General features: G+C 69.0%; 11 protein-coding genes. 8 read left to right on the top strand and 3 right to left on the bottom strand.

Annotation, left to right across the window (positions count from 1 at the left end):
• Positions 1 to 126 precede the first annotated feature (126 nt).
• The 7 genes from U858_RS0103260 (at position 127) to U858_RS0103230 (ending at position 9,161) form a co-directional block, all read left to right on the top strand.
• Complete coding sequence (locus U858_RS0103260; protein ID WP_025135762.1) at positions 127 to 855, top strand: helix-turn-helix domain-containing protein; 729 nt, start codon at positions 127 to 129, stop codon at positions 853 to 855.
• A gap of 17 nt (positions 856 to 872) precedes the next feature.
• Positions 873 to 2,063 carry a hypothetical protein gene (locus U858_RS0103255; RefSeq protein WP_025135761.1) on the top strand — a complete coding sequence of 397 codons (1,191 nt, stop codon included), beginning with the start codon at positions 873 to 875 and terminating at the stop codon, positions 2,061 to 2,063.
• A gap of 181 nt (positions 2,064 to 2,244) precedes the next feature.
• On the top strand, positions 2,245 to 3,546 hold the full coding sequence (locus tag U858_RS0103250) for an MFS transporter (RefSeq protein ID WP_025135760.1): 1,302 nt from the start codon (positions 2,245 to 2,247) through the stop codon (positions 3,544 to 3,546).
• Positions 3,547 to 3,733: 187 nt separating this feature from the next.
• On the top strand, positions 3,734 to 4,264 hold the full coding sequence (locus tag U858_RS0103245; protein WP_025135759.1) for a sigma-70 family RNA polymerase sigma factor: 531 nt from the start codon (positions 3,734 to 3,736) through the stop codon (positions 4,262 to 4,264).
• Positions 4,261 to 5,259: a FecR domain-containing protein gene (locus U858_RS0103240; protein WP_025135758.1), complete on the top strand. Its 999-nt coding sequence runs from the start codon at positions 4,261 to 4,263 to the stop codon at positions 5,257 to 5,259. The genes U858_RS0103245 and U858_RS0103240 overlap by 4 nt, the downstream gene beginning before the upstream one ends.
• Positions 5,260 to 5,411: 152 nt before the next feature.
• On the top strand, positions 5,412 to 7,925 hold the full coding sequence (locus tag U858_RS0103235) for a TonB-dependent siderophore receptor (RefSeq protein ID WP_025135757.1): 2,514 nt from the start codon (positions 5,412 to 5,414) through the stop codon (positions 7,923 to 7,925).
• Between the two features lie 6 nt (positions 7,926 to 7,931).
• On the top strand, positions 7,932 to 9,161 hold the full coding sequence (locus tag U858_RS0103230) for a PepSY domain-containing protein (RefSeq protein WP_025135756.1): 1,230 nt from the start codon (positions 7,932 to 7,934) through the stop codon (positions 9,159 to 9,161).
• A 2-nt stretch (positions 9,162 to 9,163) separates the two neighbouring features.
• On the opposite strand, the gene U858_RS0103225 is transcribed toward U858_RS0103230, so the two are convergent.
• The 3 genes from U858_RS0103225 to U858_RS0103215 all read right to left on the bottom strand — a co-directional run bounded on the left by U858_RS0103225 (position 9,164) and on the right by U858_RS0103215 (position 11,276).
• A complete protein-coding gene (locus U858_RS0103225) occupies positions 9,164 to 9,499 on the bottom strand; it encodes a 2Fe-2S iron-sulfur cluster-binding protein (RefSeq protein WP_029953494.1) in 336 nt (111 codons plus the stop codon).
• Between the two features lie 34 nt (positions 9,500 to 9,533).
• Entirely contained in the window at positions 9,534 to 10,121 is a 588-nt protein-coding gene (locus tag U858_RS0103220) for an NUDIX domain-containing protein (protein ID WP_025135754.1), read from the bottom strand.
• 135 nt (positions 10,122 to 10,256) lie between these two features.
• Positions 10,257 to 11,276, bottom strand: coding sequence for an NAD(P)-dependent alcohol dehydrogenase (locus U858_RS0103215; protein WP_025135753.1), 1,020 nt, complete (start codon positions 11,274 to 11,276; stop codon positions 10,257 to 10,259).
• A 137-nt stretch (positions 11,277 to 11,413) separates the two neighbouring features.
• Here U858_RS0103215 and U858_RS0103210 point away from each other — a divergent pair, with 137 nt between their 5' ends.
• A complete protein-coding gene (locus U858_RS0103210) occupies positions 11,414 to 12,334 on the top strand; it encodes a LysR family transcriptional regulator (RefSeq protein WP_025135752.1) in 921 nt (306 codons plus the stop codon).

Below are 12,334 nucleotides of genomic sequence, written 5' to 3'. Positions count from 1 at the left end.
CACGCGGACGGCTTTCGTCCACCCCGTAAGACACCCGTAGTAACAACGGACTACAATAGATACCTGTCTCACGCTTTACGCCCGCCCCGGCTACCCGCCAGGCCCGGGCACTATAGAGGTCATCGTATGCAAAAACGGGTTCCCGTTGCCCCTGATGCCGCCCACTGTTCCACGTGTATGCTGGGCCACGTGTGTGTCCCGGTCGGCATGGCCGCCGCCGAAGTAGAGAAGCTGGACGAACTGGTGAAAGAGCGCGTGCGCCTTGAAAAAGGCAAGACGCTGTATTCGCTGGACAATCCTCTTGACGCCGTCTACGGCGTGCGCTTTGGCAGCCTGAAAACGCAGCTTGAAGACGCCACCGGCCAGATCCAGATCACCGGTTTCCACCTGCCCGGCGAAATCGTCGGCATGGACGGCATGCTGGAAGGCAAGCACGTGTCGGCCGCCGTCGCGCTGGAAGACTCCGAAGTCTGCGTGATCCGCCTGAACGAAGTCGACCGCGTGGCCACGCATCTGCCGTCGCTGCAGCAGCAGTTCCGCCGCCTCATGAGCCGCGAGATCACCCGTTCGCACCAGATGCTGGCCTCGCTGGGCTCGATGCGTTCGGAACAGCGCCTGGCCGCCTTCCTGCTGAACCTGTCGCAGCGCTACGCCTCGCTGGGCTATTCGTCCACCGAGTTCGTGCTGCGCATGAGCCGCGAGGAAATCGGCAATTTCCTGGGCCTGACCCTGGAAACCGTCAGCCGGCTGTTCTCGCGCTTTGCCCGCGACGGCCTGATCCGCATCAACCAGCGTGAAGTCCGCATCCTGGACCTGCCCGCGCTCAAGCAGCTGCTGGGCCACGAAGGCTGCTGACCCTGCCTGCCCGCGCCATGCGCCGCGCGCCCGCCGCCCTGCCATCGCCACCGTACGCACGGCGCGCGCCTGGCGCCTGGGCCGTGGCCGCGCTGGCCCTGGCCCTGCTGGCGCCTGCGGCCGTACGCGCCCAGACGCCGCTGCCCGACCCCTACGATTACGACGAACCCACGCCCGCGCCCAAGCGGGTGGTGGTGCCGCGCTGGCAGACGGTCGAACTGGGCAAGCCCGGGCGCCGCTACAAGGTACCGGTTTATGCTAACCGCAACCTGGCGCGCGACGACCTGCGCGATATCAAGCAAATCGTCATCGTCTTCCATGGCCCCAAGCGCGACGCCGACCGCTATTACGAAACCGCCGCCACGCTGCTGGCCGCCAACCCGGCCCGCGCCAACGACACCCTGATCCTGGCGCCGCGCTTTGTCGGCGTGATCGATTCGGGCTTTGCCGGCATGGCGGCCTGGCGCAAGTCCGGCTGGGAAGACGGCGACGACAGCGTGCAGGCCGCGGGCCGGCCGACGCCGGTCAGTTCGTTCCAGGTGATCGACGACCTGCTGCGCAGCCTGGACGACCGCAAGCGCCTGCCCACGCTGGCCGGCATCGTGCTGGCCGGGCATTCCGGCGGCGCCCAGCTGGTGCAGCGCTACGCCGTGCTGAACCAGATCGACGGCCCGCTGCGCCGCGACGGCGTGGCGCTGCGCTACGTGGTGGCCAACCCGTCGTCCTACCTGTACCTGACCAACGAGCGCCCGCGCCCGGACGGCAAGGGCTACGCGCCCTACGAACGCGGGATCTGCCCGACCTACAACCAATACAAGTACGGCACCGACAAGCTGCCCGCCTACGCCCACGATGCCGCCGACGACAAGCTGTTCGTGCGCTATGCGTCGCGCGACGTGACCTATCTGCTGGGCGGCGCCGACAACAACCCCGAGCACCGGCTGCTGGACAAGACCTGCGGCGCCGAAGCCCAGGGCGCCACCCGCCTGGCGCGCGGCACCGCCTACCTGCAATACGAGCGCATCGTGGCCAACCGCGGCGCCAAACCCGTGACGCTGCACCGCGCCGGCTTCGAAGTGGCCGGCGTGGGGCACGAGAACAAGGGCATGTTCAGCTCGGTCTGCGGCGTGCGCGCCCTGCTGGGCGAAAACGCCATCGCGCCGCCCGGCGCGGCGGCCTGCTCGGTGATTGCGCCGCCGGGCAAGTAAGGCCCCCCTGCCTTCTCGCATCCAGCCGGCCGCAAGGCGCGGCGGCCCGCTGCTTTGCACCCACGGCTTTGCGCTCGGCGCATTCTGACTAAAAGCTGAATGAATTCAATGGGATACGGGGATGCTTTTTTGCGTTCGCAGGCGCAAGATAAGGGGGTACGGACTTCCCTGGAAGACAGCGATGACCCAATCGTATCTGGACATGCCCGACGCCAAACGCCGTATCAAGGCGATCTTCGTCGGCTCCATGGGCAACCTGGTGGAGTGGTATGACTTCTACGCCTATACCGCCTTCGCCCTGTACTTCGCCCCCGCCTTTTTCCCCTCGCACGATCCCGTCGTCCAGCAGCTGAATGCGGCCACGCTGTTTGCGGCCGGCTTCATCGTGCGCCCCCTGGGCGGCTGGCTGTTCGGCCACCTGGCCGACCGGCACGGGCGCAGGCTGTCGCTGATGGTGTCGGTGGGCATGATGTGCGTGGGTTCGCTCATCATCGCGGTGACGCCCACCTATGCGTCCATCGGCCTGGCCGCACCGGCGCTGCTGGCCCTGGCGCGGGTGATCGAGGGCTTGAGCCTGGGCGGCGAGTACGGCGCCAGCGCCACCTACCTGACCGAGATCGCCGACCCCGACCACCGCGGCTTCTATTCCAGCTTCCAGTACGTCACGCTGATCGGCGGGCAACTGTGCGCCATTCTGGTCCTGCTGCTGCTGCAGAACGTGTTCCTGACGCACGAGCAACTGGTGCAATGGGGCTGGCGCATTCCGTTCGTGATCGGCGCGATGCTGGCCGTCATCACCGCGCTGATGCGGCGCGACATGCCGGAAACCGATTCGTACAAGGAGGCCAGCAAGCGCAAGCCGCAGACCAGTTCGCTGCGCGGCCTGCTGCGCTATCCGCGCGAAGTCGCCATCGTGGTGGGCCTGACGGCTGGCGGCACGGCGGCGTTCTATACCTTCACCACCTACATGCAGACCTTCGTGCGGCAGACCTCCGGGTTCTCGGACATCGTCACCACCTACGTCATCGCGGCCTCGCTGATCTTCGCGCTGATCCTGCAGCCGCTGTACGGCGCGCTGTCGGACAAGATCGGCCGCAAGCCGCTGCTGGTGTTCTTCGGCATCGCGGGGGCGGCGCTGACGGTGCCTATTCTGATGACGCTGTCGCACACCAAGTCGCCGTTCATCGCCTTTCTGCTGATCTGCGCAGCCTGGGTGTTCACGGCCGGCTATACCTCGATCAACGCCGTGGTGAAGGCCGAGCTGTTCCCGACCAATATCCGCGCCACCGGCGTGGCGGTGCCCTACGCGATCACCGTGTCCATCTTCGGCGGCACGGCGCCGGCCATCGCGCTGTGGTTCAAGCAGCAGGGCCACGAGGAATGGTTCTATTACTACCTGGCAGGCGTGATCTTCATTTCACTGCTGGTGTATGCGACCATGCGTGACACCAAGCACCAGTCGGCCATGCACAAGCACGACTGACGCGCTGCTGCGTCCCCCATAGGAGCGCCGACACGTCGGCGCTCTTTTTACGTCAGCCGGGGGGCGGCGGGCGTGCAAAGACACAACAGGCGCCACGGCGCGATTGATCTCCCAGTAAAAATAATTACAATTCTCGTTTCCAAAATATCCCTGCCTGGCCGCCCCCTCGGCCGCTGTGTCGCCCATCGTGAGCCCTCCGGAGTCCGCCTCCAATCCCACCGTCGAAACCCTGTACACCAGCCACCATGCCTGGCTGCAGGGATGGCTGCGCCGCCGGCTGGGCAATGCCTGCGACGCTGCCGACCTGGCGCATGACGCCTTCGTGCGCCTGCTCACCAGGCCGCGCCGCTTCGACACCGCGCCCCAGGCCCGGGTGTACCTGCGTACCATGGCCAACGGCCTGTGCGTGGACCTGTGGCGCCGCCGGGAAATCGAGCAGGCCTGGCTGGACACGCTGGCCGCGCAGCCTGAAGCCGTGGCGCCGTCGGCCGAGCACCAGGCCATGGTGATGCAGGCGCTGAACGAGGTCGACGCCATGCTGCGCAGCCTGCCGCCCAAGGCGGCCACGGCGTTCGTGCTGGCCGTGGCTTGCGAGATGACGGACCAGGAAGTGGCGGACGAACTGCAGGTGTCCAGCCGCATGATCCGCAAGTACGTGGCGCAGGCCATGCTGCATTGCCTGCGGCTGGAAGCGCGGCTGGCCGCGAGCGAGACATGAATCCCCAGCCGCAGGCCGCCGCGCCGGGGCTGTACGCCGTCACCGACGAATCCCTGGAGCAGGCCGCAGAGTGGTATGCGCTGCTGCGGTCCGGCCAGGCGGGCCAGGAAGACCACGGCCGCTGGCAGGCCTGGCTGGCGGCGGATGCGCGCCATCGCGAGGCCTGGTCTTATGTGGAACGCATCAGCCAGCGCTTTGACCCGATCCAGCGCAGCCCCGCGCGGCGTCCCGCCACGGACGCCTACCGCCTGGCTCGCAGCCGCCTGACCCGCCGCCGCGCCCTGCTGGGGCTGGCGGGCGCGGGCGTGCTGGCCTGGGGCTCGCTGCGCTATGGCCCGACGTCGACCCTGGCGCTGGCCTGGATGGCCGATCACCGCACCCGCACCGGCGAAATCCGCGAGCTGGCCCTGGCCGACGGCACCCGCGTCTGGCTCAATACCGCCAGCGCCTTCGACGACGACTATGACGCCCAGGTGCGGCGCCTGGTGCTGCGGTCGGGTGAAATGCTGATCCAGACCGCGCCCGATCCCGCCCGCCCCTTCCTGGTGACCACGCCGCAGGGCGAACTGCGGGCGCTGGGTACGCGCTTCACCGTCCGCAGCGACGGCAGCGATGCGCTGGTGGCCGTCTATGAAGGCGCGGTGGAAATCCGCACGGCGCGCAGCGGCCAGACGCGCGTGATCCCGGCGGGCCAACAGGCGCGTTATTCCGCCACGGCGATCGATGGCGCAGCGCCGGCCGACCCCGCCCGCGAAGCCTGGTCGCGCGGCATCCTGATCGCGCAGGACATCCCGCTGTCCGAGGTACTGCGGGAACTGGCCCGCTACCAGACCGGCCACCTGGGCGCGAGCGCCGAGGTGGCCGACATCCGCGTGCTGGGCAGCTACCCCCTGGCCCAGCCGGAGCGGGCGCTGGCGATGCTGGAAGCGGCGCTGCCGATCCGGGTGCAGCGCAGCCTGCCGTGGTGGACGACGGTGCAGGCCCGGCCGCGCTAGCGCCCGGTCTGCCCTGGCCCCATCGGCCCATTTCCTCTTTTTTTCAAAAACCGGTTCCGACTTTTGCCCTCTCGTTCGATCAAGCAGGAGTAAGCGATCCGTGGCCCTGCCGCGGCTCGCCCTGCCTGCCACCTGTTCGAGAGAAAGATTCCATGTCCCGCAAGTCCCCTTCTCGCCCCGCCCGCGGCCGCCGTCCGCTATCGCTGTTGCAGGGTCTGGCTGCCGGCGCGCTGCTGGCCGTTGCCGCGACGCCCGGCGCGCAGGCGCAAGATGCCGCACCCGCCGCCGCCCAGACCGCCGCCGACGCGCTGCGGCGCTACGACATTCCCCCCGGCCCGCTCAGCGCCACGCTGACGCGCTTTCTGGGGGAATCGGGCCTGCTGCTGGCCGGCCCGACGGAACTGGCGCAGGGCAAGACCAGCCCCGGCGTGCGCGGCGACTACACGGCGGCCGGGGCGTTGCGCGCGCTGCTGGCGGGCACCGGCCTGCAGGCGCGTCCGGACGCGGGCGGCGGCTACACCCTGGAACGCGCGCCGCAGGCGGCCGGCGGGGTGTCGACCTTGCCGTCGATCACGGTGACCGGCAACGGCGAATCGCCGGTCGGCCCGGTCGCCGGCTACATCGCCACCCGCACCATGACGGCCGGCAAGGACGACACCGCGCTGTCGGAAACGCCGCAATCCGTCACGGTGGTCACGCGCGACCAGATGAACGACCAGGGCGCGCAGACGATCACCGACGCGCTGCACTACGTAGCGGGCGTGAACACGTCGGCCTACGGCGAAGACCCGCGCTATGACTGGATCACGGTGCGCGGCTTCAACCAATCGGTGTTCGGCATGTACCGCGACGGCCTGCGCGCCTCGGGCAGCAAGATCGGCATGCGCATCGATTCGTACGGCCTGGAGCGGCTGGAAGTGCTCAAGGGGCCCAGCTCGGTGCTGTATGGCCAGAATTCGCCGGGCGGCCTGATCAACGCCGTGACCAAGCGGCCCACCGACGACCCGCTGCACGAGGTGACCCTGGGCGTGGGCAGCCACGACCGCAAACAGGCGCAGTTCGACCTGGGCGGCCCGGTCGCAAGCGACGGCACGGTGCTGTACCGGCTGACCGGTAACGTGCGCGACAGCGACACGCAGATGCGCTATGCGCCCGACGACCACGGCTACATCGCACCCGCGCTGACCTGGAAACCCAACGCCGACACCACGCTGACCGTGCTGGCCAACTACCAGAAAGACCGCGCGGCGTGGGGCCTGTGGTACCCGCGGACGGGCACGCTGTTCTCAAGCCCGTGGGGCCCGATCAGTTCCAGCTTCTATCCGGGCGAGCCGGATTTCAACCGTTTCGACCGGACCCAGAAGTCGCTGGGCACGCTGCTGGAATACAAGCTCGGCGGCAACGCCGTGTTCCGCCAGGGGCTGCGGGTGGAATCGATGGACTACGACGCCAAGTACGTGCGCGGCCGCGCGCTCTTGAACGACGACTACGACCTGGATGAAACCGGCCACCTGCTGTATCGCGACGCCAACCGCAACCAGCTGCGTTCCAAGGTCTACACCATGGACAACCAGCTGGCCTGGACCGCCCACACCGGCCCGGTGACGCATCGCCTGCTGGTGGGGCTGGACGCCAGCCTGACCCGCTACAACGACCGCCAGTGGTCCGGCAAGGCGCCGGTGCTGGACATCCTGGACCCGCAATACGGCCAGGCCATCCCCGACCCGACCACGCCCTGGGCGCGCGACGTCACCGCGCGCCAGACCGGCGTGTACTTCCAGGACCGCCTGTCGCTCGGCGAGCACTGGATCGTGCGCGGCGGCGTACGCCACGACCGCGCGCGCACCGAGACCCGCGATCCGCTGGGCACGCTGGACCTGAACCAGCGGGACAACGCCACCACCTACCAGGCCGGCGCGCTCTACCGCGCCGACAATGGCCTGTCGCCGTTCGTGAACTACGCCGAATCGTTCCAGCCCACGGCCCAGGCCAGCAAGGATGGCTCGCCCTACCAGCCCACGCGCGGGCGCAGCATGGAAGCCGGCCTGCGCTACGAGCCCGCCGGCCGCCACCTGATGCTGACGGCCTCGGTCTACGACATCCGCCAGAACAACGTGCTGACGCAAGACCCGAACGACCCGGCCAATTCGATCCAGGCTGGGCAGGTGCGTTCACGCGGGGTGGAACTGGAGGGCACTTGGGAACCCACGCCGCAGTGGTCGGTGCTGGCCAGCTACACCTTCCTGGATGCCAAGGTCACGCGCAGCAACACGCCGGGCCAGGAAGGCACGCGGCCGCAGGACTCCTGGGGCACGACCTCGCCGCGCCACATGGCCTCGCTGTGGGTGAACTACCGCCTGGCCTCGACCGCGCTGCGCGGCGTGTCCATCGGCGGCGGCGTGCGCTACCTGGGCAGCACGCTTGACTACGGCCCCACGGCCGCGGACCCCGACAACGCCTACGCCACCTCGGTCAAGACGCCCGCCTACACGGTCTACGACATGGTGCTGGGCTATGAGCCCAACACGCACTGGCGCATGCAGTTCAAGGTCGCCAACCTGTTCGACAAGCTCTATGTGGCCAACCCGTGCGGCGGCTCGCCCCTGAACGCGTGCTACTACGGCCCGCGCCGCACGCTGCTGCTCAGCACCACGTACCGCTGGTAGACGGCAATGGCCTCGTTGCTGCGCCTGCTGCATCGCTGGGCAGGCCTGTTCCTGGCGCTGTTCCTGTTCGTGTCCGGCATGACCGGCGCCATCATCTCGTGGGACCACGAGCTGGACGAATGGCTGAACCCGCAACTGTTCGACGCCCCCGCGCCGGCAGGCGCCACGCTGCGTCCGGCGCTGGACCTGGCGGCCGGCCTGGAAGCGGCCGATCCGCGCCTGCGCGTGGCCTATCTGCCGCTGACCATCGAACCCGGCCATGCGCTGGGCATGTCGGTGGTGCCGCGCATCGACCCGGCCACCGGCCGGCCCTACCCGCTGGCGTTCAACCAGATCACGCTCGACCCCGTCACCGGCGCGGTGCGGGGGTCGCGCTACTGGGGCGAGGTATCGCTGGCGCGCGAAAACCTGATGCCGTTCCTGTACAAGCTGCACTACACCCTGCATCTGCCGGACGTGGGCGGTTTTGAACTGGGCACCTGGTTCATGGGCATCGTCGCGATCATCTGGGCGCTGGATTGCCTGATCGCGCTGGCCATTTCGTTTCCCAGCCGCAAGGCCTGGCGCAAGTCGCTGTCATTCCGGCTGCGCCAGGGCCGGCCCAAGCTGGTCTTCGACCTGCACCGCGCGGGCGGGGTATGGGTGTGGGGCCTGTTGCTGATGGTGGCGGTGACCTCGGTGTCGATGAACCTGGGGCGCGAAGTGGTGCGGCCGCTGGTGGCGTTCCTGTCGCCGCTCACGCCCGACATCTTCGCGCTGCGGCGGCCGGCGGCGCCTGCGCAATTCGTCGAACCGGGCATCACCCGCGCCCGCGCCTTGCAGCTCGGCCAGGCCGAGGCCCGCGAACGCGGCTGGACATTGCCGGCGGGCGCGTTGTTCTACAGCGCCCCCTACCGCCTGTACGGCGTCCATTTCTTCGAACCCGGCGACGACACGCCATCGGGCCTGGGGCGCCCGTGGATCTACCTGGACAGCCAGTCGGGCGAGGTGATCGGCGACCGCATTCCGGGCCGCGGCAGTGCGGGCGATGTCTTCCTGCAGGCGCAACTGCCGCTGCATACCGGCCGCATCATCGGCCTGCCGGGCCGCGTGCTGATGTCGGCGCTGGGGCTGGTGGTGGCAATGCTGAGCGTGACCGGCGTGCTGCTCTGGGCCCGCAAGCGGCGCGCCCGGCGACAAGGGCGCGAGCGCTCGCACCCAGGCACCCAGGCCCGCATCACGCGGTCAGGCGTGTAGCCCTAGCGCCGCGCCCCGGTCAGGGGCCGCGGCGGCGCGGGCGGGGCGGCGTCGATGCGTTCGGCCTGCAAGGACTGGATCTCGAGCGGCGAACAGGCGTGGGCCACGCAGGGCAGGATCCAGCCTTCTTCCTTTTCATCGCGCGACAGGCCGGGCCATTCGATGCGGTAGGCAATGTCGCCTTCGAGCAGCAGGCACATGCAGGCACGGCACGTGCCGTTGCGGCACGAGCTGGGCAGCTTGATGCCGGCAGCCTGTGCGGCGGCCAGCACGGGCGTATCGGCGTCGGCCTTGAAGCCCAGGCCGGACGGTTGCAGCAGCACGGGAAAGGCGGGCATGGGAAGCACCGGGCCGGGCAACAGCCAGGCCGCGTCAGGCCGGATGATCCTGCCAGTCCAGCGGCCAGGCGCCGGACAGCACGTTCTGCAGCCACAGCACGCAGGTCAGGGTCTTGGCGTCGGTGACTTCGCCCTTGGCGCAGGCGGCGATCAGGTCGGCCGGCTGGGCGCTGAAGACGTCCAGGAATTCGTCCGGGTCCAGCTGCTGCGGGCCGGCGCGCAAACCGCGGGCGAAGTAGATGTGGATGATCTCGGTGGAATAGGCGATGGCCAGGTGCAAGGCGCCGGCGCGGGCCCATTGCGTGGCGGTATAGCCGGTTTCCTCGAGCAGTTCGCGCTGGCCGCAGACCAGCGGGTCTTCGCCCGGGTCCAGCTTGCCGGCGGGAAACTCCGTCATGACCTGGCCGACCGGGTAGCGGAACTGGCGTTCGAGCAGCACGCGGCCGTCGTCCAGCAGCGGAATCACCACCACCGCGCCGGGATGCACCACGTATTCACGCGTGGACGTATGGCCGTTGGGCAGGCGGACGGTGTCGTTGCGGATCTTGAGGAAGCGGCCCTCGTAGGGCGCTTCGCTGGCAACGCGTTCTTCGAACAGGTGCGAATCGGGCTTGTGGATCATGGCGGGACGGGTCGGCAAACGAGCGCCGGGCGCAACAGGCGGCCCGGCGGGCAAGCTTGCAGCTTACCATCGCGCTTGCGACCCCCGACGCGGCGGCGCAGCCTGCACGTCAACGGCGCCGCCCCTGCTCACCGGTCAGACGTCGACGCGGATCACGATCTTGCCGAAGTGGCGGCCCGAAGCCAGGTGCTCGAACGCGGCGGGCGCTTCATCGAAGCCGTAGACGCGGTCGATCACCGGCGCGATGCGTGCCGTGTGCACCAGCCGCGTCACGTCTTCCAGCATCTTGCGGCTGCCCACGAATATGCCTTGCAGGCGCTTGCTGCCGGCGATCAGCGCCAGCGGCGACACCGGCGTGGCCGCAAAGCCGCTGACCCCGCCGATGATGCCGATGGTGCCGCCCATGCGCGCCGCCGCCACCGAACGCACCAATGTGCCTTCGCCGCCCACTTCCAGCACCACGTGCGCGCCCTCGCCGTGCGTCAGGCGCAGCACTTCGTCCTGCCATTCCGGGGTGTCGCGATAGTTGATCAGGCCGTCGGCGCCCAGTTCGCGGGCACGCGCCAGCTTGTCGGCGCTGGACGACGTGATGATGGCGCGCAGGCCCGCGGCCTTGGCCAGTTGCAGCCCCCAGATCGAGACGCCGCCGGTGCCCAGCAGCAACGCCGTCTGGCCGGCGCGGGCCTGGCCGGCCACGAACAGGGTGTTCCACGCCGTGACGGCCGCGCACGGCAGTGTGGCGGCCTGCTCGTCGGACAGCGAATCCGGAATCGCCACCAGGCCGTGCTCGGCATAGATCGCTTCCGTGGCCAGCACGCCGTCGGTGGCGGCGCCCGGCGCCAGCGCGGTGTTGGCGGGCGTGGGGTCGCCGTCGATCCAGTTGGGCATGAAGGCGCCCATCACGCGATCGCCCTTCTTGAAGCGCGTGACGCCCGCGCCCACGGCCAGAACTTCGCCAGCCGCGTCGGACGCGGGAATCACGGGGGCGCCCGAGGTCTTCAGGTAGTCGCCGCGCGCGACCATCAGGTCGCGAAAGTTCAGGGAAACGGCCTTGATGCGCACGCGCACTTCGAACGGGCCGGGTTCGCGCGGGGTCAGCGCCACACGCTTGAGCGAGCCGATGCCCTGCCCGCCGGATACCTGGTATGCCTGCATGATGATGTCCTTGATGAATCGGGTTCTGAATGCCGGCCATGACGGCGCGGCGCGGTAGGGTTACGATATCCGGGAACCAAACTATCCAGTGGCGGCATTTATTCCACTGAATGTTTCCACTAAGGAACCAATTCATCATGGCCACACCCCCGACCCACGACCGGCTGGGCGGCATCGAAGTCTTCGTGCAGGCGGCCGAGGCCGGCAGCTTCGCCCTGGCCGCCGACCGACTGAACCTGACCCGCTCGGCGGTGGGCAAATCCATTGCCCGGCTCGAAGCCCGGCTGGGCACGCGGCTGTTTCACCGCACCACCCGCCAGCAAAGCCTGACCGACGCCGGCCAGGCCTATTACGACCGCTGCGTGCGCGCGCTGGCCGAGCTGCATGACGCCGAGGCCGAGCTGGACAGCGGCCGGCGTTCGCCGCAAGGGCGCTTGCGGGTCAGCGCGCCGCTGGTGTTTGGCCGCCACTGCGTGGCGCCAGTGCTGCGTGAACTGGCCTTGCAGTATCCGCAATTGCAGATCGACATTTCCTTCAACGACCGCGTGGTGGACCTGATCGAGGAAGGCTACGACCTGGGCATCCGCATCGGCCCCCTGCCCGACAGTTCCAGCCTGGCCGCGCGCCGCCTGGGCTTGCAGACCATGGGCATCGGCGCATCGCCCGCCTATATCGCCGCGCACGGCCGCCCGGTCACGCTGGACGAGATGCGCCAGCACGTAGGCGTGGTCTATGCCCACGGCGGCGTCGAGAAAGGCTGGTCGGTGATGGGGCCGGACGGCCAGGTGATCCAGCTGCACGTGCCGCCGCGGCTGCGGCTGGACGACCTGCAGGCCATCGCCGACGCCGCCATCGCGGGCGCGGGGCTGGCGTGGCTGCCGTGCTGGATGCTGACGCACTATGTGCGTTCAGGCGAGCTGGAAGTGCTGATGCACGGCGACAAGATGGCCGCGCACGACGTGCACGCCGTCTGGCCGCAGGCGCGCTACCTGCCGTCGCGCACGCGCGTCGCGATCGACGCGCTGGCCGAGCAGGTGCCGGCGATGCTGGCCAAGTAA

Origin of the sequence: Achromobacter sp. DH1f (genome assembly GCF_000633435.1) — a bacterium.
Taxonomy (GTDB): Bacteria; Pseudomonadota; Gammaproteobacteria; order Burkholderiales; family Burkholderiaceae_B; genus Achromobacter; species Achromobacter deleyi.
The sequence above is the reverse complement of the archived record's forward strand: the minus strand, read 5'-3'. Positions and strand labels throughout refer to the sequence as shown.